The following is a 26,027-nucleotide window of genomic DNA, read 5'->3' as shown; positions in this document are numbered from 1 at the left end:
AGTAACCCGTAAATATATTCTTAAAGGAGGTAACTGCATGAAAGCAAAGCAAACTGTTTTGGTAAACACCTTTACCAACGGAATCCTGGATCCTGGCAGGGAAATGCTGGGACCAGTAATGGACGGCGGAAGGATCATGGTAAATACAGCCGCCGGCTGCTGGGGGCCTATGATCACCCCTGAACTCCGAGGCGGCCATGAGGTTTCGCAGCCGGTTTATGTGGACGGTGCAAAGCCGGGAGACGCCATTGCCATCAGAATCGAAAAAATTCAGGTGACATCTGATGCAACCGCATCCGGCAATGATAAAACCATAGCGGACCGTTTTATCGGAGATCCATTTGTGGCCCGGATCTGCCCCAACTGCCAGACCAAAAACCCGCCTTCCCACATAGAAGGCACTGGCCCGGACTGTGTCAGATGTGATCATTGCGGCGCTCCTGTATCGCCATTTGCATTTACAAACGGTTACACCATCGTTTTCGACGACAATAAAAGAATTGGATTAACCGTAGAGGAACAGGCTGCTCTAAAGATTGCTGAAGATGGAAGACACTACATGCAGACACCGGATCATTCCATTCAAAATCCCATCGTTGCTATGGCTCCGTCTGACCTTCCGGGAATTGCCACCAGGCTGAAACCATTTATCGGCCAACTGGGCACCACTCCTGCCCGCCCTCTTCCCGATTCCCACAATGCAGGAGATTTTGGGGCGTTCCTTCTCGGAGCTCCTCATGAATACTGCCAGACAGAAGAAACTTTAAAGGATAAAACGGATGGCCATATGGACATTAACAAAGTCCGGGAGGGTGCAGTCCTCATCTGCCCGGTTAAAGTAGAGGGCGGCGGCATTTATGTAGGCGACGTCCACGCCCTTCAGGGCGAGGGCGAGATTGCCGGACACACCTGTGATGTCTCTGCATCCGTAATCTTACAGGTTCATGTGATCCACGGCCTTGCAATCGACGGCCCTCTTCTTCTGCCCGTTCCGGAAGATGTTCCCTATCTGGCAAAGCCACTGACCCCGGATGAAAAACTGCTTATACAACGGGAAGCTGAAAAATGGAATCAAACTTACATAGAAGATTCTGCCCCCATATCGGTAATCGGAACCGGGGCAAATCTGAATCTGGCAATTGACAACGGGTTAACCCGCGCATCCCAGCTATTCGGCATGTCCGTCCCCGAAGTGCAGAACCGGGTAACCATATCAGGCGCCATAGAGATCGGCCGGGCTCCCGGAGTTGTAACAATTACTTTTAGGGTTCCTAAAGAGAAACTGGACGCGGCAGGGGTATGGAAATTTGTGCGTGAACAATATAGTATGGAATAATGGAATAAAAACCTGTTGGTATTTATGTGAATGACCTGGTCATTAACATTAAAGGGTGAAGGCATTTTCGAAAATGCCTTCACCCTTCATGTTAACACCCTTCATGTTAACACCCTTCATGTTAACATGCTTCATGTAAAAAGCGGCGCCCTATCCCCCTGCCTCTGCCGAATATCCAGCCTTGGGATGTTTTTTCTTCCTGTCACCCCATAATGATCCATTGTAACTGAAACTGTAGTAAAAGGCAGTGGGATCTTATAGTGATCCCATCGTTTGCTCAGGCTGACGGCTTTAGAATAATCAACCTTCACCGCAATAAAATCCTTTTTTCCCGTTTCGGAAAGATAAAATGCCAATGTTTTTGGAATCCTTCTGGGCCCAAGAGGACCGTCCAGGGCTAAGGCCAGGGTTTTACCGGAATCTTTTGCAGTATCAGTCAAATCCTCCATAAATTTTCTGCACTTATTTCCGTCAGGCAGCCGAATCGCCTTTCCATGACAGCGTTTTAAAAGATATTCGATATAATCGCCCCTGCCATCCGAAGTCACGACTGCCGATATCTCCTGTTCCACGGAAAACTTCTTTAATAGAAGGTTCATAATATAACTGTCTTCATGCCAAAATCCAATAATCGCTCCGCGTTCCAATCCGATGGGCAGTTCCACATCCAGACGAACCGTTTTCTCAAGCAGTTTTAAATATGCGTAATATAGACGGCATAAACATGCTCTTGCCCATTCCTTCATATTCTACCTCCTCTTTCCGTTCAATCATTTTGTAATATTGGTGCTCTGCCAATTTTGCGATGCCATTGGCCCTGTATCCTTCTGCAGTTCTCTGCGCCTCCTGGGAAAGAGCCTGGTACAGGCTTTTCTCTGCCATCATTTGTTCAATTGTCTCCGCCCATGCATTTTCGTCCTCTTCCGTCATATATCCATTGACACCATGTTTTACCACGTCTGATACTCCGCTGGCTTTGACCGCCGTCACAGGACATCCGGCTGCCATGGCTTCAAGAAGGACGATACCCTGGGTCTCGGACTTTGATGCGAACAGAAATGCGTCCGCCGCATTCAGATAGTGGCGCACTTGGTCATTTGGCAGTTTTCCAGTAAAAACCACCTGATCTTCTATCCCTAACTGTTTTGATAACCGTTCTAAATTCTGTCTTTCCGTTCCATCTCCGATTATCATGATCCTGAAACAGGTTTCGGCCCTTTCCTTCAGCCTGGCGATCCCCCTCAGCAAAAATTCCAGATTTTTTTCTTTTTCAAGCCTTGCGGTGGTAGCGAACAGCCAGGTATCACCATGCCTTAAATACTGTGCCCGGATTTGTCCGGACCGTTCCGTATTCCTTTCAAAAGCAGAATCATCCAGGCCGGTGGGAAGTACGCTGATTCTGGTTCTTGTCCCCTGTTTTACTAAATAGTCTTTCATCATGCCGGTAGGAGCGAATATCAGGTCGCATTGGTTGGTAAATGTCTCCATACAACGGGGCACAACCCGTTTTTTAACATACCCGGCCGCACGGTTAAGCGGATAAAATCCGGCATCCATCTCCCTGTAAAGCCTGAAATAATGAAGATATTCTTCATACCGGGTATGGTAGGTATAAGCCACTGGAATACCGTACTTTTTCCCCAGATATAAAGCGGTCTGCCCCATTAAAACCGGGTGATGCACGTGGATTACATCAAACCTTCTCTCCTTAAAACACTGTTCAATCCGCTTATCAAAACATTGTCCGATCACCAGCCCCTTTTCAGACTGTTGATATAAAATCTTATACCTCACCACAAATTTATCATCTCCACACCCATCTGCTTCCGGCGCAAATACTGTCACTTCATGTCCCAGTTTACGGAGACTTTCCGAAAGCCGCTCCACCGAAATGGGAACCCCTCCAATAAATGGTTTATAGTTATTTGTAAGCATTGCAATCCTCATCATCCATCCTCCTATGAAAACAACTGTATCGCCTTATCCCCTAACAGATAGCCGGCTCCAATCAGGAAAAAATTCCATACAAAGATCCCCAGCGCTGAACTGATACTGTATTTAATAAAGTTCATCCGTACTACTCCAGCAGGAATGGAAATCACGGTCCTGATAACCGGAATCAGTTTACTGATAAAAATACCAACCGCCCCTTTTTTCTCAAGCAGTGAAAAGTTCTTTTCAATAACCGGTTTTTGTTTTGGAAATTTATTTAAGTACCGTTCCAAAAACAATTCCCCTCCGATCCGCCCGATCCCATATAAAATCCAGCTTCCTAAAAGTCCGGCAAGCAGCGCCAGCACCATGGCCGCCAAAAAACTGATTTCTCCTTTTGCCGCCCAAATACCGGCAAGGGGCATGATGATACCGGCAGGAAAACCCGGCAGATTCAAATATTCCAATAAAACAATCAAAAATATAAAAAATGCTCCATATTGTAAGAAGTACTGTGTCAGTGTCTGAATGTCCATAAAACAAAACCTCCTTGATGGATTAATCATAAAGGAGGTTTCTAAACATGCACTTCAGAAAAATCAAAAGATTTTCTAAAGAAACGAAAAATCAATTTTTAGGAACAAAAAGAAGGCCCAGCCCCTGCCAGGCCGGCCTTCCCATAATGACCTACATAACTTTCTGCAGTATGATCTTAAAAATGCCTAAAGTTACCGCATAAAACGCAAGCACAGCCAGGAGTGTCTTCAAAAAGCTCACGCTGATAAATCCTCCTGCCAAAATACCGATATACAGTCCCAGCATCATGGTATATCCCGTATAAGCCCAGCATCTCAATCCGATCATGCGGTTCCTCTCATCCGTCTCATATATCTTGCGTTCCTTTTTTAATTCCGGTTTTTTCAAATAGCGGATATTCTTAATCACAGTCATGATGCCTGCTCCAATCAATCCGCATCCGGTACCTACATAAAATCCGGATATAAAATCATGGTATCCCGGTTCCAAAAACATCACCGGCAGACGGTCCGATACAAAAGATAAGGCTACTGCCACCGCTCCCAGCGCTGCAAACAGAGCTCCTGTTATAATTCTGGTTCTGCAGCGCTTATCAAAATCGATATTATTTTCAATAAAAAGCTGTTTTAACCACATATTCAATCCTCCTCTTCATATAAAAAAATCTCTTCAATACTCTTTTTAAAAAATTTGGCAATTTTAAATGCCAATTGGAGGGAGGCATTATATTTCCCATTCTCCAGGGATATGATTGTCTGTCTTGTGACCCCCAAAGCGGATGCCAATTCCTCCTGAGTAACCTTGTTCTGCTTTCTGAGTTCTTGTATTCTTGTTTTCACACACACCACTCTTTCTGTCTTCTATATTTTCAAAAAGTAATGTTCCCTTTACATTTTTAGTATAGCACGCTTTACATTTATTGTAAAGCAAATTTTACATTTTTTTATTATGGGGATGTAAAAAGGACTCCGAATATAACGGAGCCCTTTTTATTATCCTATAAACTCAATATCCAATCAGCCCTCTGCCGCCGCATCCGGAACAGATTTTGTTCCCAGATCCGCCGCATCCGGGACAAACGCCCTGCCACACATCACCATTGAGGCCAATCGACGCCTTCTGCCCAATACCGCTTCCATGGCAGTAAGTACAGGTTACCTTTCCTCTTCCAACACATACCGGACATGTAATCGGCCCTGTTTTTGAACCGCCGCCGGCGCCGCTGTCACCCGAACCGCTGGTATTGGAACTGCTGGTATCCGGATTTGAAGAAGCGGCTATATCGCCTGTCCGGTTTTTATTTCCCGGATGGGCATCTTCATAGCGCAGGGTGGTAACTCCGCTTCTCGCCCCATCCTCATCCCTGATGGCTACGACTTTAAGTGTTTCACCCGGATTGAGAACAGGATTTCCATACCAGATATTAAAGGTAGTATTCCGCGTGTTCTGATACAGCTTATCATCTTCCGTCGGATTATCCGGGTCGTATCCCTTTGTAAAATACATCTTACATCCTTTATTGCAGCTCATGGTAATATGTTTGGCATCCGACCGGTCAGGATTGAAAATTGTATAATCTTTGTATCTCGGCATCTGGATACTGACATCATAGTCCGTATCCTCTCCCTTCTCTTCATCCGCTTCATAACCGGAAGCCAGCACGTAACCGGAAATCCAGGCCCCATCGGCTCCCACTACATAACCGTCCGGTGTAATGGTATTGGAAAGCATATAGCCGTCTGATCTGAAATAATAATGCTTTCCGTCGATTTCCTGCCATTGACCGGCCGGATAGCTTCCATCATCATTCAGATACCACCATCCATTGGAATCCAGCTGCCATTGGCCTGCGAAGGCGGTGATTGCCATTAACAGTGACATGATTACAACCGATAAAAATAATTTTACTCTCTTCATAGCATTCCCTCCATTAATATTGATGTTCTGATTATACTTCATAGGGCAAAAAGAAAATTTAACTTTTTTCCAAACCCAGGAACCGGATCCGGCACATGGGAAAAGTAAAGCAGTGACGATCCGGTTACCACTCACGGTCTCTCAGTGCATGGACGACTGGCCGCAACCGACGGAGGGGGCCGTGAGTGACATAACTGGTCAGACAGGTCCAAACTGTTACTGAGCAATAACACGGTGCCCATTTTATTATCGCATATATACTTGACAGCTGCATAAAATAATGTTATAAGTGTATATATAAGATATATACACTTATAACACACTTGGAATGAGGTGGCGCTTTTGAATATTATAATCAGCAACTCCAGTGGAAAGCCGATCTACGAACAGATTACCTCACAGATAAAGAATGAGATCATATCGGGACATCTGTCGGCGGGCGATCCGCTGCCTTCCATGCGGGTGCTTGCAAAAGAACTCCGCATCAGCGTAATTACAACTAAAAGAGCCTATGAGGATTTGGAGAGGGACGGATTCATCTCCACTGTCGTGGGAAAAGGCAGCTTTGTCGCTGAAAAAAACATGGAATTTGTCAGGGAAAATCAGTTGAAAGCCGTAGAGGAATCAATCCAAAAGGCCGTGTCCGATGCCAAAACCGGCGGCATTACATTGGGCGAATTAATTGACATGATGACTATCATTTATCAGGAGGATTAAACATGGAAAATGCAATTGAGATCAAAGGCTTATGTAAAAACTATGACGGTTTTTCATTAAAGGATGTGTCCTTCTGCCTTCCAAAAGGCAGCATTATGGGATTGGTTGGTGAGAATGGAGCGGGTAAATCCACCGTTATTAAGTCAATTCTGGGATTGGTATATCCGGATTCTGGCGAAATAGAAGTTCTTGGCCAAAAAGGCAGCCCGGACAGAGCAGCGAAAGAACAGATCGGTGTGGTTTTGGATAATTACGGTTTTTATGATGGGCTGAAGATAAAGGATGTGGCCCGCGTCATGAAAGAACTGTACACTCAATGGGACGATAAGCAGTTTCAGGAATACAAAAAACAGTTTCATCTGCCAGAGAATAAAAAACTGAAGGAATTTTCTAAAGGGATGAAACAGAAGCTGTCGCTGGCGCTGGCCTTATCCCATAATGCCAGCCTTCTGATCCTGGATGAAGCAACCAGCGGCTTAGACCCCATCGTCAGGGATGAAATTTTAGATATTCTTCTGGAATTCATTCAGGATGAAACACATTCCGTATTGATCTCCTCCCACATTATCAGCGATTTGGAAAAAGTTGCTGATTATATCACCTTTATCCACGAGGGAACGATTGTTTTTTCAGAAAATAAAGATGAACTTCTGGAAAACTACGGTGTGGTCAAATGTACGGAACAGGACTACAAAGCCATGGATAAAACCCATGTGACAGCGGTAAGAAACAGCCGTTTTTCTTATGAAGTGATGATTAACAACAAAAATGAATTTATATGGCAGCACAAGGATCTGGTAGTGGATGACACCACTATTGAAGAAATCATTCTGTTTAAAGTAAAAGGAGGTTTGTGATGAAGGCGCTGATTATAAAAGATTTGCTGAATTTAAAGTCTTATTTCAAACAACTGGTTTTTATCTATGGTTTTTACCTGGTTTTCAGTCTGATGGGCATATGGGATATTTCCTTTTTCGTCAGTATCGCAACCATGCTGGGAGCCATGATGTTTATTTCAACCATGAGCTATGATGAAATGTCTAAATGGGACGCATTTGCACTGTCCGCTCCCATTTTACGAAAGGATCTGGTGACATCAAAGTATCTGCTGATGCTTTTCTCCCTCTTGGGCAGCACAGGTCTCAGCCTGGCAATCGCAGTGCCGGTACTGCTCATCCAGAACAGTCTGGCTCTGATTGAACTATTGGCATATACAGGAAGCGTGGCCTTAGTCATCATGACCGGTTTCAGTATCATTCTGTATCTCGCCTTTAAAGTAGGGGTTGAGAAAGCAAGAATCGCCATGCTTGCAGTGTTCCTTCTGCCTACCCTGCTGATTTTTATATTGGGAAAAAATATTGCCCGGTCAGGAATTGATTTCAGTCAGGTGAACCTGGAACAAATGCTGCCTGCGGCGGCCATATCCGCCGTAATCGTGGCTGCTGCGGTGATTCTGATTATGTATCGGTTATCGGTAAAAACAGTACAGAAGAAAGAATATTGATAACAGGATAAGCCGGACACCTATCGTAGCCAAATAGCAGCCAAACACAAAAATCCACATTTCCTATGCCTTATGCGTATCGGCAAAAAACAAGAAAACCCTCGATAAAATCGAGGGTTTTCTCTCAGCTCCCGGCCGGATTCGAACCGGCGACCTACGCATTACGAATGCGGCGCGCTACCAGCTGCGCTACGGAAGCGTTTAAAAATGCTTTGGACGTTTATCCAAAGCACTGAATGACCTATCCGGGAATCGAACCCGGGTTTCCGCCGTGAGAGGGCGGCGTCTTGACCGCTTGACCAATAGGCCATATCAAAAGTATCGAATCGAGGCGACAAGATTCGAACTTGCGACCTCTGCGTCCCGAACGCAGCGCTCTACCAAACTGAGCCACGCCTCGATACCTTTGATAGTATAATATGAATTGTTGTAATTGTCAATGAATTTTTGAAATTTTTTCTAAAAAATATTCCTTTCTTTTCCAGCTCCTATTTTCTACAGTTTTAGTGTCCTGAGCCTTAACGCATTTCCCACCACACAGACTGAGCTGAGGGACATGGCAAATCCCGCAATCATGGGATTTAGCAAGGGGCCGCCAAACAGATAAAGGATACCCGCCGCTACGGGAATCCCCAGGCTGTTATAAAAAAATGCCCAGAATAAATTTTGTTTAATATTTCGTATGGTGGCTTTACTCAATTTTATAGCACGGTAAACATCCATAAGATCCGATTTCATCAAAACCACATCACCGGATTCCAGTGCGATGTCACTACCGGAACCGATTGCCGTTCCCACATCCGCCTGAACCAGAGCCGGCGCATCATTGATGCCGTCTCCCACCATCATAACAGTTTTCCCCTCTTTTTGAAGCCGGCTGACCGCGGCCGCCTTATCTTCCGGAAGCACTTCGGCAATCACATGTTCGATATGCGCCTGCTCTCCGATATATTGTGCGGTTCGACGGTTATCCCCGGTCAGCATATAAACCTGGATTCCCAATGATTTGATCCGGTCGACGGCCTTGATGCTGGTCTCTTTAATCGTATCGGCCACACAGATTATGCCGGTCAGAATTCCGTCCTCCACCACGTACATCGGAGTCTTGCCCTGCCCAGCATAACGGCCTGCCTGTTTCAGGATCTCTTCCTCCAATGGGACATTTTTTTCCTCCAAAAGCCTTTGGTTTCCAATCCGGATTGTTTTCTTGTGAAACTGCGCCTCTATTCCAGATCCGGTAATGCTTTGGAAGGAATCCGGCTGTTCCAGCCTGAGGCCCCTCTCCACTGCCGCTTCCACAATCGCTGCCGCCAGAGGATGTTCCGACATCCGTTCACAACTGGCTGCCGTCCAAAGCAGATCCTCTTCCCTGATTCCCGTCTTTAATACCGTTAAGTCGGTGACTTTTGGCTTTCCTTCTGTAATGGTTCCCGTTTTATCCAATATAACGGTATCCGCTTTATGACAGATTTCAAGGGCTTCACCGCTCTTTATCAGAATGCCATGGCTGGCCCCCACCCCGGTTCCCACCATAATCGCAGTCGGTGTGGCAAGTCCCAGCGCACAAGGACAGGCAATCACCAATACAGCCACAAAAATGGTGAGGACAAAAGAGATATCCTTACCGCCAACCAGCCACCACAGCAATGCGGCGGCAGCTGCAATTCCCATTACAGCCGGTACAAAGATACCGGAAACCTGATCCGCCAGTTTGGAAATCGGCGCTTTTTTCCCCTGGGCGTCTTCGATCAGCCGGATAATTTTAGATAGTGTAGTGTCCGTACCTGTTCTGGTAACCTCTAACTCCATTGCCCCGTTATAATTTACGCTGCCGCCGATCAACGCGTCTCCTTTTACCTTTTCCACCGGTATGCTTTCCCCTGTCAGCATGGATTCGTCCACACTGCTGCTGCCCTTTACCACGACACCGTCCAAAGGAATCCTGCTGCCCGGTTTAATCAGGATATGCTGCCCCTTTTTCACCTGATCCGTCGGCACTTCCCTCTCCTGTCCATCTTCATACAGGAGGGCTGTGTCAGGAACCAATGCCATCAGTTTGCGGATCGCTTCCGAAGTTTTCCCCTTGCTCCTGCTTTCCATATATTTCCCCAGCATCACCAGAGTGACAACAACTGCGGCGGATTCATAATACAAATGATGGGCATTCATTGGATTCTGCCTGACAGTGAGCGTCATATATAAGCTGTAAAAAAATGCGCTGCCCGTACCGATTGCCACCAAAGAATCCATATTAGGGCTGCCTTTAAGAAGGGCTTTCAATCCAACCGTATAAAATTTCCTTCCGCAGATCAGCACCGGTATGGTGAGAAGAAGCTGGGCATAGGAAAAATTACGGGGATTCAGCCCCATATCGATAAACGCCGGAACCGGAAGAGGAAATGGAACCATATGCCCCATGGAAATATAGAGAAGCGGCACTGCAAAGCATACAGCAATGATCAGACGGCGTTTGGATTCATGAAGCAGCTCCTCCTGATGGGCAAACTCCTCTTCCTCCCGTTTTCCGCCGTTCTCCTCCTCCAGGATTAAAGAGGCCTGATAACCGGCATTTTTCACCTTATCCACGATCATTCCCGAAGTAACCATTTTTTCATCATAAGTAATTGTCAGCTTATTGGTCGCCAGATTGACATCACTTGATATGACACCCTCCATTTTCCTTGTAACACGCTCTACCGCACTGCTGCAGGCAGCACAAGACATACCGCCTATAAGATAAAGTTCAGTAATCATGCCCGCTCTCCTTTCTCAAACCAGATTCCCAGCGCCGGCATGCATATCTTGCTGCAGTTTCATAGAAATTCCAACCGGCTTTTTTGTATATTCTGGCCGGAAATCCAATAAAATATTACAATTCTGCCAATATGCATATTTTTCTGAATCAAACCACAGCGCACAATTAAAGCTTGAATGGCAAACAAAATACTGATAATAAAGAAAAAGCGGTATTTAATGCCTATAAGACAATTTCCATTCCATCATACGCAAAAAATATATTGTCCAAAGTTTTCTCAAATTCCCGGTAATAACCATAGGATTTCCCCCAATACTCGTCAATGTGAGTGATAATAATGCGCTTTATTCTGTAAGCGCGCTTTATTTCCATAATTTCCTCTAACGTAAACATATCATCTCTGAAAGGCGCCGAATCCAGCTTTGACCCGTCTTTGAGAATGCCGTTATCAGATACAAGCCCAATGATTAAAACATCCGAATCAAAATATAATTCATTGGGGATGAATGGCTTAACATCACAGCAGGCGTAAACAGCCTTTTTACCCCCTTCTGATATAACATAGAATGTCATATTTCCACGATGGGTTTTGTTATTTATCAGGTGCAGTTCTATGTTCCCAATTTTAACATAATCCGTCCTATTGACAGTGATGCAGTTTAAAACATTCTCATAGTAATACAGGCCATCACCATTCCAGGCATTAATATCGTCTGCCACCTCCGGCAGCACAATGAACGGAATGGGGGTTCCCCGGTCGGTAATGCAGTCATAACCTAAAGGTTCCACAATGCGCATGCCTCTCGTATGGTCGGGATCTTTATGAGAGAGTGTGAGATATTCAATACTGGTAATCCCCTGTCTGTCACAGGCAGCCGCGATGTCCTCCGGTGTGTCAATGAGCATCCTGATATCCTCAATATAAAGGCTGGGCCCCAGCCGCTCATACCGTCCCCTTTTGATTCTGGCCTCCTCACAGATGGGACATTTACAAAAAGGATTGGGAATCTGAAACATCCCGCCGCTGCCAATGATTTTCATCTTCATCTCTGTTCACCTCTCTGTCACTTTATTATTTCACCAGCATCGCTCTGATTTCACTGATCATATCTGCGGGGATCCGGTCGTCGTCCAACGGCATAATACTGCTAAGCATCCTCACTCCCTGATAAGAAAAAAGCAGCAAATCCACAACTGCGCTTATATGAACCTCTTTAAACTCACCTTTATCAATCCCATACTCAATCAGGCTGCAAAGCATTTCTTTTGAAATATAATACTGTTTCAGCATCGCATTGTCATCCGTCAATGGCATACTGCTGTAATATTCATAGAAAGCAAGCCCTAACGAGCCCCTCCGGTCAAGCATTTCGGACTGGTAACGCTCTAATAACCCATCTAATATAAATACTGCGGACAGTCCGTTTTCCATCTTCACCGCGACCTCGTTTTCCAAACCGGACATGATCTCATCAATGATACCGGCAAAAATCTCTCCGGTACTCCCATAGTGCATATACAAACCGCCGCGGCTAAGCCCCGCCGCTTCACAAACATCTTTCATTGTAACATCCTTAAACCCCTTTTGAACAAATAAAACCAGCGCCGCTTTCCTTATTGCAGCCTTTGTAACCTCTCCTTTTCTGCCCACAACCTCGCTCCTTTTTAGTCCTTATTCTTTATCATTTTTCTTAGTCTAATTCCGTTTCCGACACCAATGTCATTTTTAAATTATACGACACCAATGTCGGAAAGTCAACAAATAAACTGTTACAACCTGTTATCCTACATCCTACGAAAATAAACGGTCGTCTTATAACATAAAACGTATAAAATCAAACGTGAAGGCATTTTCGAAAAATCCTTCACGTTTTAATGTAAATCCCCTCACTATTTATGTAAAATATTTGTTTCATGACCACTCGTGCAGCCATTATGCAGCCATGAATAAGGGGAATCTGGCGCGGACGGCCTTGGATCAAAGGGATTCGAGGTCGTATGGAGCCCCTTAGAGAGACTTGGCCTTTAAGGGCGAAAAAAGACAGGCAGAAACTGAAAACCGAATCAGTTTCTGAGGTGCCCGCTGAGAGGTGAAGTTCATAAAAAGTTCACCTCGAATGGGCACCGCCCTGTCTTTTTTGTCCTTAAAGGCCTAGTATCTCTTAGGGGCGGAATCCGATCTCGAATCCCTTTGATCCAAGGCCGTCCGCGCCAGATTCCCCTTATTCATGGCGTTACTTTCGCCAATCATTTCAACAAATATCTATCTACAAATCAAACAACGACAACTGATTGGACTCCGGCAGATCCCCTAAAAGCCCCAGATCCCCCATCAGATCACAGACCGTCTTGCTGACCTTCGTCCTGTTCCTGAAATCTTCCCTGGACAGGAACTTTCCGTCCTTGGCCGCGTCCACAACCGCTTCCGCCGCCTTGTCTCCCAAACCGTCAATGCTGCTCAGCGAAGGCATCAGCTTCTTATCGATAATTTGAAAATGATTGGCCTTAGCCTGGTACAGATCGATCGGTGTGAACTCAAATCCCCTGGCATACATTTCCTGAACAATCCTCATGTCCCTGAGAGTATCCTGCTCCTTCTTGGACAGGGAATCCCCTCTCTTCTTATAATCCGCCAGATAATATTCCAGTTTGTCCCGCCCCTGGCACATCAGTTCATAGCTGAATCCATTGGCGCGGATGCTGAAAAATGCCGCATAATAAGCCAGAGGATAGAACACCTTACAATAGGCAATACGCCATGCCATCATAACGTAGGCAGCGGCATGGGCTTTAGGGAACATGTATTTGATCTTTTTACAAGACCAGATATACCAGTCCGGAACTCCGTGGCTGGTCATCTCCTCTTCCCATTCCGGCTTCAGCCCTTTTCCTTTTCGGACACTCTCCATGATCGTAAAAGAAAGCCCCTCTTCCAGCCCCATCTGGATCAGATAAATCATGATATCATCACGGGTACAGATGGCAGTCTGAATGGTCGCTTTGCCTTCCTGAATCAGCGTCTGCGCATTGCCCAGCCAAACATCCGTACCATGAGCCAGTCCGGCAATACGGACCAAATCGGAAAAATACTTAGGCTGGGTGTCAATCAACATCTGCATGGCAAAGTCGGTACCGAACTCGGGGACTCCCAATGCGCCCAGTTTACATCCTCCGATATCATCCGGGGTAATGCCCAATGCGGAAGTATCCTGAAACAGCGACATAACCTCCCTGCTGTCCAAAGGCACGTCCTTAACCGGATCGAAGCCGATTAAATCCTGCAGCATACGGATCATGGTCGGATCATCGTGCCCCAGAATATCCAGCTTGAGCAGGTTGTGGTCAATGGAATGGTAGTCAAAATGTGTGGTTATCGTTTTTGTAGTCATATCGTTGGCCGGCCTCTGCACCGGCGTAAAAGAATAGATCTCTTCTCCCAGAGGAAGTACGATAATACCGCCGGGATGCTGTCCGGTAGTCCTCCGGACGCCTACGCAGCCCTGGACGATCCTGTCAATCTCACAGTTTCGTTTTCTTGTACCCCTCTCTTCAAAATAATTCTTCACATAGCCAAATGCAGTCTTATCCGCCAGCGTACCGATGGTTCCGGCCCGGAACGTCTGGCCCTTACCAAAGATAACTTCCGTATAGTCATGGGCCTTACTCTGATATTCGCCGGAGAAGTTAAGGTCGATATCCGGCTCCTTATCCCCTTTGAATCCAAGGAAGGTCTCAAACGGAATGTCAAACCCGTCTTTCTTCAGCGGCGTGCCGCAGACCGGGCATACTTTATCCGGCATATCGCACCCCGCCATACCGCCAAATTTCTTCACATCTTCGGAATCAAAATCATAATAATGGCATTTTTCACAGTAATAATGAGGGCTCAGTGGATTTACTTCCGTAATACCAGACATAGTAGCCGCAAAAGAGGACCCTACCGATCCTCTGGAACCAACCAGGTATCCGTCTTCATTGGATTTCCAAACCAGCTTCTGGGCGATAATATACATAACCGCGAATCCGTTGGAAATGATGGAATTCAACTCCCGCTCCAAACGCTCCACTACGATCTGAGGCAGGTTTTCACCATACATATTGTGGGCCGTATCATAGCAGATTTTGCGCAGGGTGGCATCCGAATCCTCGATGACAGGAGGGCATTTATCCGGGCGCACAGGAGAAATCTTCTCACACATATCGGCAATTTTCCTGGTATTGGTGATCACCACTTCTTCCGCCTTATTGGGGCCGAGGTATTGAAACTCCTTTAACATCTCCTCCGTGGTTCTGAGAAAGAGAGGCGCCTGGTCGTCGCAGTCCGAAAACCCCTTTCCGGCCATCAGGATTCTCCGGTAAACCTCATCCTCAGGATCCAGAAAATGCACATCGCAGGTGGCGCACACCGGCTTTCCAAACTGTTCGCCCAGCTTGACAATCTTTTTATTGATCTCGATCAAATCCTCTTCTGATTTGACGGAACTCTTTTCATCCCTCAGCATGAACGCGTTGTTTCCAAGGGGCTGGATCTCCAGATAATCATAGAAATTAACCAGCCTGGCAATTTCCGTATCCGGAGCCCCGTTTAAAACCGCTTTATAAAGCTCTCCGGCCTCACAGGCCGATCCGATGATAAGCCCCTCCCGGTGTTGATTCAGCACACTCTTTGGAATACGTGGATTACGGGCATAATAATCGATGTGGGAGCTGGAAATCAGCCGGTACAGGTTAATCCGCCCAACATGATTTTTTGCCAATATAATCACATGGTGCGTGGGCAGCTTTTTAATCACACTGGGCGACATCTCATTCAAAGCATTTAACTGATCCAGGGTTTCAACATCCCTGTCCCTCAGCATCTTTACAAACGCCACAAAAATCTCCGCCGTCGCCCCTGCGTCATCCACAGCCCGGTGATGGTTTGCCAGGGAAATGTTAAGCGCCTTTGCCACCGTATCCAGTTTGAAACGGTTCAGGTTTGGAAGCAGCAGCCGCGCCATGCCCACCGTATCTATGATGGTAGGCCGGTATTTCATGCCCAAAAGCTCCGCATTATGTTTGATAAAGCCCGTATCGAAATCCGCATTGTGGGCAACCAGCACCGCGTCCCCGCAGAACTCCAGGAATTCCGGCAGAACCACATCGATCTTTGGTGAAGAAATCACCATATTGTCATTAATTCCCGTCAACTGCTCAATTTGAAATGGAATCGGCACATCAGGATTGACAAACGTGCTGTAACGGTCGGTAATCACGCCTTTTACAACCTTAACCGCTCCTATTTCAATAATTCTATTCTTCTTGGGGCTGAAACCGGTAGTCTCGATATCGAATACCACATAGGTCTCATCCAGATTCTGGTTTTTCGAATCTTCCACCATCTGTTTTAAGTCGTCCACCAGATACCCTTCCACCCCATAGATGACCTTGAATTCATCCCCTTTATCAATGGCGTGGTTGGCATCCGGGAACGCCTGTACATTTCCATGGTCGGTAACGGCAATGGCCGGCATTCCCCATTTTTTGGCCCTTTTTACAATATCCTTTACCTCGGATACGCCGTCCATGTCGCTCATCTTCGTATGGCAGTGAAGTTCCACACGTTTTTCCAGGCTGTTGTCCACCCTCTTGCTGGTAAAATCCTCACATTTTTTAATTCCCCATACGGACCCCAGGGTCAGCTCTCCATCGAATTTATCAATGGTGGTAATGCCGTTGATGCGGATGAAATTCCCCGGAATGACCGCAGCTTTAATGTCTTCCAGCGCTTCATCTTTCGCGAACATCTTGACAGTGATGGTATCCGTAAAATCAGTGATTGTGAATATCACAATGGTTTTGCCGCTTCCCAGCAGCCGGCTGTCCACATTCAGGATCTTGCCCCGCAGCGTCACGGCTCCCATTTCACCGTCAATCTTATCTATGGTTATGAAATTATCTTCAAAGTCCTTGCCGTAGAGCACGTCCGGATTGTCCGTCCTCCGTCTGTATGTATTCTTATCCTGATATGTCTTTTTGAATTTGGAATCCTTTTTCTCCTCCTGGTTCTGCTTGGGAGCCGGTTTTCCTTCTCCATTTCCAGACTGCGGCTTGCTCTCGTTTTCCTTTTCCTCTTTCTTTTTCATGAGGGCAGTCCGCTTCACCATCTCCTCGCCCTCTTTTATCATCTGGGCCTCTTTTTTCTCACTCAGGGTATTTTTCTCAGGTTCCACATATTCATAGATGACATCCACAGGCAGCCCGCAGCGTTCGTAAAAAATTTTCTCCAGTATGGTTTTAAGTTCCCGTTCCTTTTCCCGGGCCACTATGGTGTCCTCTATGGTCATTTTAAGCTTTGTTTCTTCCGGAAATTCCATTTTGGACTTCCGGAACATGTTGTACTCGATAATGCTGTAATTTTTCAATTCCATCAAAATGCTGTCCTTATACACCTTCAAAAGCTTCTGCGGCGTGTATTGGCTGGACAGATGGAATTTTTCGATAATCTTAATAGAGAGCTGTTTACCCGGGAAAAGCTGGTCTTTTATTCCCGTCTCCAGCCCGTATATATTCTGCTTATGGATCAGTCTGGGACTGACAATATAAATGCGAATAGAGCTTCTATCCCTGGTAGCGGACACCTTATCCACCTGAACCAGATTTAAAAGCTCACGCACTTCATCCGTTATGTGTAAATCCGGAAATACTTCTAAAAATGATTTAGCCATGCTTTTTCATCACCTGTTACATCTTCTTCAATTCTTCTCTGAGGGCATTTAAAAGCTGGTCCTCCGGAAGCTTTTTAACCACTTCGCCTTTACGGATCAAAAGCCCTTCTCCGATTCCGCCGGCTATCCCGATATCCGCTTCTTTGGCTTCGCCCGGACCATTTACTACGCAGCCCATGACAGCCACTTTGATATCCAGGTCGTCAAATTCCGTCACCATCTGCTCCACCTGGTTAGCAAGGCCGATGAGGTCGATTTTTGTTCTTCCGCATGTAGGGCAGGAAACCACTTCAATGCCGCCTTTTCTCAGTCCCAATGTCTTCAATATCATCTTAGCTGACTTTATCTCCTCAACCGGCGCTCCCGTCAGGGAAACGCGGACCGTATCCCCGATCCCTTCATATAAGATTATGCCCAGCCCAACTGAAGATTTGATATTTCCTGCGGTCAGCGTTCCCGCTTCCGTAATCCCCACATGAAGCGGATAATGGGTTTTCTTCGCAATGATCTCATGAGCCTTCACGCACATCATCACATCGGAAGATTTGATGCTGATCACCAGATTATCATATCCCATAGTTTCAATGATGGAAACCTTATCCAGGGCGCTTTCCACAATCCCTTCCGCTGTCACTCCGCCATACTTTGCCACCAGGTTTTTTTCCAGTGAACCGCTGTTGACTCCCACACGGATCGGAATATCATACTCCTTCGCCTTATCCACAACCGCCTGAACTCTGTCCCTGTCCCCGATATTTCCAGGATTGATGCGGATCTTATCCGCCCCACATTCAATGGATGCAATGGCCAGCCGGTAATCAAAATGGATATCCGCCACCAGGGGGATGTGTATTTTCTTTTTAATGGAGCGCAGCGCCTGGGCGGCTTCCATCGTGGGAACAGCCACCCGTATGATATCACATCCCGCAGCTTCCAGCTCCAGAATCTGTGTGACCGTGGCCTCCACATCTTCCGTCTTCGTATTGCACATGGACTGGATCAGAATTGGATGACCGCCGCCAATTACCCTGTTTCCAATATGAATTTCCTTTGTATGTTCCCGATACATGTTCGATCTCCTTTAAAAAAAGCTTTTAATGTCATTAAATAACACAAGAACCATCAGCGTCATGAGCACAACCATCCCTGCCATATGGATCATCCCTTCTTTTTCCCGGTCAACAGGCTTTCCTCTCACCGCTTCAATGATCAGAAACACCAAACGTCCTCCGTCCAAAGCCGGTATCGGGAGAAGGTTCATAATGCCCAGGCTGGCGCTTAAAATCAAACACCAGTTGCAGACCGTGAGAAGCATGTTCTCCAGGCCGTACTGGCGGCTTTCATTCACCGTCCCGCCGATCATGGTGACGATCTTTATTGGACCTGCCACCGCATCTTCCGGTTTAATCTTGCGCTGTATCAGCATTCCAAGCCCCTGAATGGTCGAACGGACGTTGTATTCGATCTCATAAACGCTGTATTCCAGCATCTCCATAAATGAACCGGTCTTTTGGTATGTGCCGTAAAACTGCAGGCCCATGAGATAAGAACCTTCCTCTTTCGAATACTTGGGTGTGATCAGCGTCTGATACGTTTTCCCCACAGAAGGCCGTTCATAGGTTACCCTTAAATCTTCCCCCTGATGGAATGCCAGATAAACCATTACATCACGGTAAGTCTTAATCTTCTGGTCATTCAGACGGGTTATCATATCTCCGGTCTCCAGGCCTGCCTCCGCTGCCGGATATCCCTCCATGGTTCCCGCCACTTCCGGCGGATCATATCCTGCAACCCCCACGATGATTACAGCGAACAAAAATGCCAGTATAAAGTTAAACACAGGGCCCGCCGCTATAACCGAAATTCTGGCCCAGACCGATTTATTATTAAACGCCCTGTCATCGCTCTCCTCTTCATCCTCTCCCAGCATCATACAGGAGCCGCCGAAAGGAAGGATTTTAAGCGAATACCTGGTTTCCCCTTTCATAAAGCTGTAAAGCCGTGGCCCCATCCCTATGGAAAACTCAACCACCTTAATGCCATTTAATTTAGCGAATAAAAAATGTCCGAATTCATGGATCAGCACAATCAGGCCGAACACCAGAAATGCCACAATACCACTTAGCAAATTACCACCTGCTTTCTAAATATTCATAAGTCTCTGCCTCTGTCTCAAGTATCTTCTCTACAGTTGGTTCTTTTACCGCCTGATGGTGGTTCATCGCTTCTTCAATCATATCCGTAATATCCAAATACCCGATCTTTCGATCCAGGAATTTCTTCACTGCAAGTTCATTGGCCGCATTGAATACGGTCGGCATGGATCCCCCTGTTTTTCCGGCTTCATATGCCAGCCTCAGCCCTATGAAATTTTCAAAATCCGGATTTTCAAATGTAATGCTTCCGAGAGCGGCAAAATCCAGACGCTCTCCCGGCAGATATCTTCTTTCAGGATAATACAGCGCATACTGGATCGGCAGCTTCATATCCGGCGTGCCAAGCTGCGCCATAACCGCGCCGTCTTCAAACTGTATCATGGAGTGTATCACGCTCTGAGGCTGTACAACCACCTGCACCTGATCCATCTCCACGCCAAACAGCCATTTCGCCTCCATCACCTCAAGGCCTTTATTGACCATGGTCGATGAATCAATGGTAATCTTCTGCCCCATCGCCCAATTTGGGTGTTTCAAAGCATCCTCCACCCGCACCTTGGCCATCTGCTCCCTGGTTCTTCCACGGAACGGCCCGCCGGACGCGGTCAGAAGGATCTTGTGGATTTCCCTTCTGTTTTCTCCATTCAGGCATTGGAAAATAGCGCTGTGTTCACTGTCCACCGGCAGTATCCGCACTTTTTTTTCCTCAGCCAGCTTCATGATGATGTGGCCTGCAGTGACCAATGTCTCTTTATTGGCCAGAGCAATGTCCTTTCCGGCCTCCATGGCGGCTATGGTAGGGCGGATCCCAATCATTCCCACAACTGCTGTGACCACAATTTCAGCAGACGGTTCCACCGCCGCCTCGATCAGCCCCTCCATGCCGGATACCACTTTTGTATCCAGATCCTTGATGAGACTGGAAAGCTCCGCCGCCTTCTTCTCATTCCATACACAGGCAATGGACGGCTTGAATTCTCTGATCTGCTGCTCCAGAACGGCGATATTGCTTCCCGCCGCCAGCGCAGTGACCTGTATATCTTTTTGATTTCTAACCACTTCTAATGTCTGGGTTCCTATGGATCCCGTCGATCCCAAAATTGAAATCTTTTTCATGGTTTTTCAGCTCCTAACGTAAAAATAATATGGCAAAATAGATGGCAGGAGCCGTAAACAGCATGCTGTCAAAACGGTCCAGTATCCCCCCATGCCCCGGTATCAGATGTCCGTAGTCCTTAATATTGTGGTTCCTCTTAATCGCGGACGCGGCCAGGTCACCGATCTGGGAGATCACCGACGCAATCCCGCAGGCCACCGTACAGGCCAGCTGAGGATTGGACATCTCCGTCATATGGGCGCCGAAAAAACTGGCATAGATAAAGCCCAGCAGAGCTGCTCCGGCCACGCCGCCCACCGCTCCCTCTATTGACTTCTTAGGGCTGAGCACCGGCGCCAGTTTATGCTTTCCAAACAGCATCCCACAGCAGTAAGCGCAGGTATCGCATCCCCAGGAGCTGAGGAAAATAAGCCATACCAGATACCTTCCATCCGGTATCACCCTCACCTGATAGAGGTAAGAAAGCATGACAGCCGCATAAAAAATGCCGAAAAATGCAACCGTAACCTCTTCCGTTTTATATTTTGGAAATGTAAAAACGTAGACGGACATCAAAAGCATCAGCGCCGCAATCACCATCAGCATCACATACTGCTGTCCCTCAAACCACAGCAGGCCGTAATAGGATATCACAGTCAGATATCCGATAACACCAAGAGGCTTTTTCTCTATCTGCATCACGCGGTATAATTCAAACAAACCTATCAATGAAATCATTCCCGTTGTCAAAAAAAGTATACTGCCGCCGCTCACCACTACGAAAAGCGCAATGATTACCAGAATGATTCCGCTAACCAACCGAGTTGTAAACATACCGTCCCTCCTCTTTTGTTATTTTGCTCCGCCAAAGCGCCGTTCTCTACTATTATATTGAACAATAGCTTTTTTAAATTCATCTATATTAAAATCAGGCCATAAACATTCCGTCACATAGATTTCAGTATAGGCCAGCTGCCAAAGAAGATAATTGGATAAACGCAGTTCCCCGCTGGTCCGTATCAAAAGATCCGGATCCGGCATGCCGGCGGTGTCCAGGTAAGAATTGAACCGTTCTTCACTCATATCTTCCGGAGCAATCTTCTTTTCCAAGCAGTCTTCCATCACCTGTTTCACTGAGCGGACAATCTCATCCCGTCCGCCATAATTAACGGCAATTACAAATGTGAGGCCGGTATTATTTTTCGTTTCTTCTTCCAATCGGTTGATCCCGTCTATGATATCCTGGTCAAACCGCCGCCTGTCACCGATCATCTTAACCCTCACGTTATTGGCGGAGGCTACTTTAAGAAGCCGGACCATATAATAGCGGAAAAGCTGCATCAGAGCCCCGACTTCTTCCGACGACCTCTTCCAGTTCTCTGTTGAAAAACCGTATACGGTCAGGTACTTAACTCCCAAACGGGCCGCATCTTCAACCGTCTTTTCCACAGTAATGCACCCTTCTTTATGGCCAAAAGATCTGGGAAGGCCTCTCTTTTTTGCCCATCTTCCGTTACCGTCTAAAATAATCGCCACATGGCCGGGTATTATCATATTCTCGAATTCTTCTGCCATATATCTCTCCCTATTCAAACAATTCACAGCCTAACATCATCAACACATTTATAAAATCGAAAAAACAGGGACAGGTTTAGAGCCTGTCCCCGCCATCCCCTTACTAAACGGTAAGAATCTCTTTTGTCTTAGTTTCAATGGCTTTGTCTACCTTCTCCACCATCTTATCCGTTAACTTCTGGATCTTTTCTTCCGCTAATTTCAGATCATCTTCCGAAATTTCATTGGCTTTTTCCATCTTTTTAAATGAATCATTGGCATCCCTGCGGATATTGCGAAGCGCTACTTTGCAGGCATCCCCTTTCTTTTTAACATCTTTAGCCAGATCTTTTCTTCTCTCCTCGGTCAGTTCCGGGAATACCAGCCGGATCATATTGCCGTCATTGGTAGGATTAATTCCCAGGTCTGATGTGAGAATTGCCTTTTCAATTACCTTTAAAAGGCTCTTTTCCCATGGCTGGATCAGGATCATCCTGGCTTCCGGCACAGAAACGTTCCCCACCTGCTGAATCGGAGTAGGCGTTCCATAATAGTCTACTTTAATCTTATCAAGCACATGCGGATTCGCACGTCCCGCTCGGATGGATGCGTACTCATCCAGCAGCACCTCTAAAGATTTTTCCATCTTCTCCTCATAAGTCTTTAATTTTTCCTGCATAAGTCCCTCCTGATTATACGGTCACTACTGTGCCATTAATTTTACCCTGCATTGCGTTGGCAATGCTGTCTTTTTCATTCAAATCAAATACTGCCATCGGCATCTTATGTTCCATACACATGATCGATGCGGTAAGATCCACCACAGCAAGCTGCTTGTCAATCACTTCCTGAATGCTGATCGTATCATAACGCTTCGCATCAGGATTCACCTTAGGATCGCTGTCATATACCCCGTCAATGGATTTTGCAAGTAAAATACAGTCCGCATCCATCTCAATCGCTCTTAAAGTGATTCCCGTATCAGTTGAGAAATAAGGATGTCCTGTTCCCCCTGCGAAAAATACCACCATACCACGTTCAAAATACTTATTGGCTCTGTCCTTTGAAAACAGCTTTGTCATGGAACCGCATTCAAACGGCGTAAGGATCTGTGTTTTCATCCCTGCATTCCGGAAGATTTCCGAAACGTATATGCAGTTCATAACTGTAGCCAGCATGCCGATCTGATCCGCCTTGGTGCGGTCAATGGCATTGCTGGTGCGTCCTCTCCAGAAATTGCCCCCGCCGATCACAATTCCCACCTGAACGCCCGCATCGACAGAAATCTTAACCTGCCGGGCCACTTCCTTTACCGTATCTTCATCAAATCCGGTCTTTTTAGGGCCGGCAAGAGCTTCACCGCTTAATTTTAATAAAACCCGATTCATCTTCATCAGACTAATCTCCCTGCAATCTATTTTTCTTCTGTTTGTCCTGTATATCATACCATACTTCCATGAAATTGAAAAGAGAGAAATCCGTTGCTTACCAAAAAAGGGCAGCCTTCAAGCCGTCCTTTCTTATGGTTTATTTAAACTTTTCCACCTGCTGGCTGATCAGTTCCATATCTTCAAAATAGTTGATCTTCATGGCATTTTTCACATCCGTCAGGGTTTTAGCCGCTGTCTCATGTGCTTTTTCGCTTCCCTCTTTCAGAATACGGAATATCTCAGGAATATCCTTTTCAAACTCTTTTCTGCGTTTGCGGATCGGCTCTAATTCTTCCTGGAGAACCGAATTGAGGAAGCGTTTCACCTTCACATCTCCCAGCCCGCCGCGTGTATAATGTGCCTTCAATTCATCCAGGCACTGATAATCCGGCAGATACCGCTCAAAATGTTCGTCATGGCAGAACGCATCCAGATAAATGAACACAGGATTGCCCTCCACCTGTCCCGGATCAGATACTTTCAAATGATTCGGATCCGTAAACATGCTCATAACCTTCTGCTTCACTTCATCTTCCGAATCAGACAGATAGATGCAGTTATTCAAGGATTTGCTCATCTTAGCCTTGCCGTCAATACCAGGCAGGCGCAGGCAGGCTTTATTGTCGGGAAGCAGGATGTCCGGCTCCACTAACGTATCCCCATAAACGGAGTTAAATTTGCGCACGATCTCCTTTGTCTGCTCCAACATGGGCAGCTGGTCTTCTCCCACAGGTACTGTGGTAGCTTTAAATGCCGTAATATCAGCGGCCTGGCTGATAGGATATGTGAAGAATCCCACCGGAATGCTGGCCTCAAAGTTCCTCATCTGAATCTCGGATTTAACCGTAGGATTTCTCTGAAGTCTGGATACTGTCACCAGGTTCATATAGTAAAAGGACAATTCACAGAGTTCGGAAATCTGCGACTGTACAAACAAAGTGGATTTCGCCGGATCCAGCCCACAGGCCAGGTAGTCCAGCGCCACTTCAATAATATTCTGCCGCACCTTCTCCGGATTGTCCGCGTTGTCTGTCAATGCCTGAGCATCCGCGATCATGATATAGATTTCGTCATACTGGCCCGAATTCTGGAGCTCCACCCTCCGTTTTAAAGATCCCACATAATGGCCCACATGCAGCCTTCCGGTAGGTCTGTCGCCAGTTAAAATAATTTTACCCATCTTATGTCCTCCAAACAGTCATTTATTATTATTAAATAAAATCCTGGTTTATTTAAATCACAGAATTTAGTATACCATAAGTATTAGAAAAGTTACAATAACTTTCCCGGATTTCTTGATGATTTCTCTTTGGGGCTGTATTCCACCCTCACCTTTATATCCTGATTATAATTGCCAAAACTTTTCCCGAATATCGTCAATCCCCCCACATGTTCGGCTTCGGCAGGCACAGCAAACCGAAACCGGACCGGACTGTTTTGATGCAGCTCCAACCGGTCGATGGTGGTATCCGACATTTTTATGCCGTCAATAAAAGAACCGTCATGGTTGACCGTAACGCTTTTCAAGAGCCCGTACTGGTTCATATTGGCATTCCACCACTCCGGTGTAAATCTGCCTTTTATATCCCCGAAATCCCCCGGGCTGGTCCATGCTCCAAGAAGCACCCCATTTAAATAAAAATGAATATCAGAAGGCCACTGGTTATTGCTGCCGGGAGCTTCTGAGCACAATTCCGCGGAAATGGTAATCTGATCCGCCTTTTGATTGGGAGGCAGCAGATTCGGGAGAATATATTCCACATACCCCTCCGTGAACCACAAAATTTCGCATTCAGCCCTGTCCGGATGCGAGAAATACCGTGGATCATCCACCTGCCCGATATAATGGGTTGCTGTGGATAATCCGCAGGACGGAGCCACCATATAGTCCGAATAGGAACCCACTTTTATATCCGTCTCATAATGATTGGATGATTCCCTCTCTTTTCGTATCTGAACCAGGATACGCTCTGCTGTCACACAGTATTTTTTTTCATTTCCTGCGCTGTTTTTCGTATTCACGGCAATCATCCCAGCTTCTTCCAATTGCCGGATATGGCTGGTCAACGCCCCATTGGTGAGATTCAGCGCCGTTGCCAGATCATTCAGATTCATATTGTCATCCTCCAGCAGCAATTCAAGAATTGCAATGCGGATGTCGGATCCCAAAGCCTTAAACAGCTTTTTCCCCTCTCTCAAACCGGATACCCGTATCATAAAATACCTCCATACCTCATTACACCCATATTAATTAATTATAAAATACCTCCGGCCAGAAAACAAGGACTTAAAATCCCCAATCCCCCTTCAATCCAATTGACAAACGTATAAAATTATGATATTTAATATTATATAAATATCTAAATATTATAGTTTTTACTAAAAA

General features: G+C 46.2%; 23 protein-coding genes and 3 tRNA genes. 4 read left to right on the top strand and 22 right to left on the bottom strand.

Translation table 11 applies throughout. The features are described from left to right. Positions 1 to 37: 37 nt before the first annotated feature. Entirely contained in the window at positions 38 to 1,336 is a 1,299-nt protein-coding gene (locus GPL15_RS17670; RefSeq protein WP_215700015.1) for an acetamidase/formamidase family protein, read from the top strand. 131 nt (positions 1,337 to 1,467) lie between these two features. Here GPL15_RS17670 and GPL15_RS17665 read toward each other — a convergent pair whose 3' ends face one another. The 6 genes from GPL15_RS17665 to GPL15_RS17640 all read right to left on the bottom strand — a co-directional run bounded on the left by GPL15_RS17665 (position 1,468) and on the right by GPL15_RS17640 (position 5,722). Then, positions 1,468 to 2,082 (bottom strand): hypothetical protein, encoded by a 615-nt coding sequence (locus GPL15_RS17665; RefSeq protein WP_215700014.1) that lies wholly within the window; start codon positions 2,080 to 2,082, stop codon positions 1,468 to 1,470. Continuing rightward, positions 2,021 to 3,286, bottom strand: coding sequence for a glycosyltransferase (locus GPL15_RS17660; protein ID WP_252198490.1), 1,266 nt, complete (start codon positions 3,284 to 3,286; stop codon positions 2,021 to 2,023). Before GPL15_RS17660 ends, GPL15_RS17665 begins: the two co-directional genes overlap by 62 nt. 8 nt (positions 3,287 to 3,294) lie before the next feature. Further along, positions 3,295 to 3,804, bottom strand: a complete 510-nt coding sequence (locus GPL15_RS17655; RefSeq protein ID WP_215700013.1) for a DedA family protein — start codon at positions 3,802 to 3,804, stop codon at positions 3,295 to 3,297. Positions 3,805 to 3,955: 151 nt separating this feature from the next. Continuing rightward, the gene (locus GPL15_RS17650) at positions 3,956 to 4,441 is read right to left on the bottom strand and encodes a hypothetical protein (RefSeq protein ID WP_215700012.1); all 486 of its coding nucleotides are present in this window, start codon (positions 4,439 to 4,441) and stop codon (positions 3,956 to 3,958) included. A gap of 2 nt (positions 4,442 to 4,443) precedes the next feature. Beyond that, entirely contained in the window at positions 4,444 to 4,644 is a 201-nt protein-coding gene (locus GPL15_RS17645) for a helix-turn-helix transcriptional regulator (protein WP_215700011.1), read from the bottom strand. Positions 4,645 to 4,810: 166 nt separating this feature from the next. Next, complete coding sequence (locus tag GPL15_RS17640; protein WP_215700010.1) at positions 4,811 to 5,722, bottom strand: hypothetical protein; 912 nt, start codon at positions 5,720 to 5,722, stop codon at positions 4,811 to 4,813. A 342-nt stretch (positions 5,723 to 6,064) separates the two neighbouring features. Here GPL15_RS17640 and GPL15_RS17635 point away from each other — a divergent pair, with 342 nt between their 5' ends. Genes GPL15_RS17635 through GPL15_RS17625 form a run of 3 tightly spaced genes read left to right on the top strand, consistent with a single transcriptional unit; the run spans position 6,065 to position 7,943 of the window. Then, positions 6,065 to 6,439 (top strand): GntR family transcriptional regulator, encoded by a 375-nt coding sequence (locus GPL15_RS17635; RefSeq protein ID WP_215700009.1) that lies wholly within the window; start codon positions 6,065 to 6,067, stop codon positions 6,437 to 6,439. Positions 6,440 to 6,441: 2 nt separating this feature from the next. Further along, a complete protein-coding gene (locus GPL15_RS17630) occupies positions 6,442 to 7,296 on the top strand; it encodes an ABC transporter ATP-binding protein (protein WP_215700008.1) in 855 nt (284 codons plus the stop codon). Then, the gene (locus GPL15_RS17625) at positions 7,296 to 7,943 is read left to right on the top strand and encodes an ABC-2 transporter permease (RefSeq protein WP_215700007.1); all 648 of its coding nucleotides are present in this window, start codon (positions 7,296 to 7,298) and stop codon (positions 7,941 to 7,943) included. Before GPL15_RS17630 ends, GPL15_RS17625 begins: the two co-directional genes overlap by 1 nt. A 126-nt stretch (positions 7,944 to 8,069) precedes the next feature. Here the strand turns inward: GPL15_RS17625 and GPL15_RS17620 are convergent. The 16 genes from GPL15_RS17620 to GPL15_RS17545 all read right to left on the bottom strand — a co-directional run bounded on the left by GPL15_RS17620 (position 8,070) and on the right by GPL15_RS17545 (position 25,858). Continuing rightward, positions 8,070 to 8,142 (bottom strand) — tRNA-Thr (locus GPL15_RS17620). Positions 8,143 to 8,180: 38 nt separating this feature from the next. Continuing rightward, positions 8,181 to 8,252 (bottom strand) — tRNA-Glu (locus GPL15_RS17615). Positions 8,253 to 8,269: 17 nt separating this feature from the next. Further along, positions 8,270 to 8,343: transfer RNA gene (locus GPL15_RS17610), tRNA-Pro, on the bottom strand. A 95-nt stretch (positions 8,344 to 8,438) separates the two neighbouring features. Beyond that, positions 8,439 to 10,697, bottom strand: a complete 2,259-nt coding sequence (locus tag GPL15_RS17605) for a heavy metal translocating P-type ATPase (protein WP_215700006.1) — start codon at positions 10,695 to 10,697, stop codon at positions 8,439 to 8,441. Between the two features lie 223 nt (positions 10,698 to 10,920). Then, the gene (locus GPL15_RS17600; RefSeq protein ID WP_215700005.1) at positions 10,921 to 11,745 is read right to left on the bottom strand and encodes an MBL fold metallo-hydrolase; all 825 of its coding nucleotides are present in this window, start codon (positions 11,743 to 11,745) and stop codon (positions 10,921 to 10,923) included. Positions 11,746 to 11,770: 25 nt separating this feature from the next. Next, positions 11,771 to 12,349: a TetR/AcrR family transcriptional regulator gene (locus GPL15_RS17595; RefSeq protein WP_215700004.1), complete on the bottom strand. Its 579-nt coding sequence runs from the start codon at positions 12,347 to 12,349 to the stop codon at positions 11,771 to 11,773. Between the two features lie 616 nt (positions 12,350 to 12,965). After that, positions 12,966 to 17,405, bottom strand: a complete 4,440-nt coding sequence (locus tag GPL15_RS17590; protein ID WP_215700003.1) for a PolC-type DNA polymerase III — start codon at positions 17,403 to 17,405, stop codon at positions 12,966 to 12,968. Between the two features lie 16 nt (positions 17,406 to 17,421). Next, positions 17,422 to 18,474 (bottom strand): flavodoxin-dependent (E)-4-hydroxy-3-methylbut-2-enyl-diphosphate synthase, encoded by a 1,053-nt coding sequence (gene ispG, locus GPL15_RS17585; RefSeq protein ID WP_215700002.1) that lies wholly within the window; start codon positions 18,472 to 18,474, stop codon positions 17,422 to 17,424. Between the two features lie 12 nt (positions 18,475 to 18,486). Then, entirely contained in the window at positions 18,487 to 19,533 is a 1,047-nt protein-coding gene (locus tag GPL15_RS17580) for a M50 family metallopeptidase (RefSeq protein ID WP_215700001.1), read from the bottom strand. A 1-nt stretch (position 19,534) separates the two neighbouring features. Continuing rightward, positions 19,535 to 20,677, bottom strand: coding sequence for a 1-deoxy-D-xylulose-5-phosphate reductoisomerase (locus GPL15_RS17575; protein WP_215700000.1), 1,143 nt, complete (start codon positions 20,675 to 20,677; stop codon positions 19,535 to 19,537). 13 nt (positions 20,678 to 20,690) lie between these two features. Then, positions 20,691 to 21,491, bottom strand: a complete 801-nt coding sequence (locus GPL15_RS17570; RefSeq protein WP_215699999.1) for a phosphatidate cytidylyltransferase — start codon at positions 21,489 to 21,491, stop codon at positions 20,691 to 20,693. Between the two features lie 18 nt (positions 21,492 to 21,509). Next, entirely contained in the window at positions 21,510 to 22,232 is a 723-nt protein-coding gene (locus GPL15_RS17565; protein WP_215699998.1) for an isoprenyl transferase, read from the bottom strand. Positions 22,233 to 22,335: 103 nt separating this feature from the next. After that, positions 22,336 to 22,890: a ribosome recycling factor gene (gene frr / locus GPL15_RS17560; protein ID WP_215699997.1), complete on the bottom strand. Its 555-nt coding sequence runs from the start codon at positions 22,888 to 22,890 to the stop codon at positions 22,336 to 22,338. A 13-nt stretch (positions 22,891 to 22,903) separates the two neighbouring features. Beyond that, positions 22,904 to 23,605 carry a UMP kinase gene (gene pyrH / locus GPL15_RS17555; RefSeq protein ID WP_215699996.1) on the bottom strand — a complete coding sequence of 234 codons (702 nt, stop codon included), beginning with the start codon at positions 23,603 to 23,605 and terminating at the stop codon, positions 22,904 to 22,906. 133 nt (positions 23,606 to 23,738) lie between these two features. Next, on the bottom strand, positions 23,739 to 24,821 hold the full coding sequence (gene trpS / locus GPL15_RS17550) for a tryptophan--tRNA ligase (RefSeq protein WP_215699995.1): 1,083 nt from the start codon (positions 24,819 to 24,821) through the stop codon (positions 23,739 to 23,741). A gap of 92 nt (positions 24,822 to 24,913) precedes the next feature. Beyond that, the gene (locus GPL15_RS17545; RefSeq protein ID WP_215699994.1) at positions 24,914 to 25,858 is read right to left on the bottom strand and encodes a winged helix-turn-helix transcriptional regulator; all 945 of its coding nucleotides are present in this window, start codon (positions 25,856 to 25,858) and stop codon (positions 24,914 to 24,916) included. Between the last annotated feature and the right edge of the window lie 169 nt (positions 25,859 to 26,027).

It is taken from the genome of Clostridium sp. MCC353, assembly GCF_018785315.1.
Classification (GTDB): Bacteria; Bacillota; Clostridia; order Lachnospirales; family Lachnospiraceae; genus CHH4-2.
Note: the sequence above shows the minus strand (reverse complement) of the source record. Positions and strands in the feature narration are given on the sequence as shown.

Excerpts from the sequence above, each read along its gene's own strand:
- GPL15_RS17670 (WP_215700015.1), top strand. The coding sequence starts at position 38 with ATGAAAGCAAAGCAAACTGTTTTGGTAAACACCTTTACCAACGGAATC.
- GPL15_RS17665 (WP_215700014.1), bottom strand. The coding sequence starts at position 2,082 with ATGAAGGAATGGGCAAGAGCATGTTTATGCCGTCTATATTACGCATAT.
- GPL15_RS17660 (WP_252198490.1), bottom strand. The coding sequence starts at position 3,286 with ATGATGAGGATTGCAATGCTTACAAATAACTATAAACCATTTATTGGA.
- GPL15_RS17655 (WP_215700013.1), bottom strand. The coding sequence starts at position 3,804 with ATGGACATTCAGACACTGACACAGTACTTCTTACAATATGGAGCATTT.
- GPL15_RS17650 (WP_215700012.1), bottom strand. The coding sequence starts at position 4,441 with ATGTGGTTAAAACAGCTTTTTATTGAAAATAATATCGATTTTGATAAG.
- GPL15_RS17640 (WP_215700010.1), bottom strand. The coding sequence starts at position 5,722 with ATGAAGAGAGTAAAATTATTTTTATCGGTTGTAATCATGTCACTGTTA.
- GPL15_RS17630 (WP_215700008.1), top strand. The coding sequence starts at position 6,442 with ATGGAAAATGCAATTGAGATCAAAGGCTTATGTAAAAACTATGACGGT.
- GPL15_RS17625 (WP_215700007.1), top strand. The coding sequence starts at position 7,296 with ATGAAGGCGCTGATTATAAAAGATTTGCTGAATTTAAAGTCTTATTTC.
- GPL15_RS17605 (WP_215700006.1), bottom strand. The coding sequence starts at position 10,697 with ATGATTACTGAACTTTATCTTATAGGCGGTATGTCTTGTGCTGCCTGC.
- GPL15_RS17600 (WP_215700005.1), bottom strand. The coding sequence starts at position 11,745 with ATGAAGATGAAAATCATTGGCAGCGGCGGGATGTTTCAGATTCCCAAT.
- GPL15_RS17590 (WP_215700003.1), bottom strand. The coding sequence starts at position 17,405 with ATGGCTAAATCATTTTTAGAAGTATTTCCGGATTTACACATAACGGAT.
- ispG (WP_215700002.1), bottom strand. The coding sequence starts at position 18,474 with ATGTATCGGGAACATACAAAGGAAATTCATATTGGAAACAGGGTAATT.
- GPL15_RS17575 (WP_215700000.1), bottom strand. The coding sequence starts at position 20,677 with ATGAAAAAGATTTCAATTTTGGGATCGACGGGATCCATAGGAACCCAG.
- GPL15_RS17570 (WP_215699999.1), bottom strand. The coding sequence starts at position 21,491 with ATGTTTACAACTCGGTTGGTTAGCGGAATCATTCTGGTAATCATTGCG.
- GPL15_RS17565 (WP_215699998.1), bottom strand. The coding sequence starts at position 22,232 with ATGGCAGAAGAATTCGAGAATATGATAATACCCGGCCATGTGGCGATT.
- frr (WP_215699997.1), bottom strand. The coding sequence starts at position 22,890 with ATGCAGGAAAAATTAAAGACTTATGAGGAGAAGATGGAAAAATCTTTA.
- pyrH (WP_215699996.1), bottom strand. The coding sequence starts at position 23,605 with ATGAAGATGAATCGGGTTTTATTAAAATTAAGCGGTGAAGCTCTTGCC.
- trpS (WP_215699995.1), bottom strand. The coding sequence starts at position 24,821 with ATGGGTAAAATTATTTTAACTGGCGACAGACCTACCGGAAGGCTGCAT.
- GPL15_RS17545 (WP_215699994.1), bottom strand. The coding sequence starts at position 25,858 with ATGATACGGGTATCCGGTTTGAGAGAGGGGAAAAAGCTGTTTAAGGCT.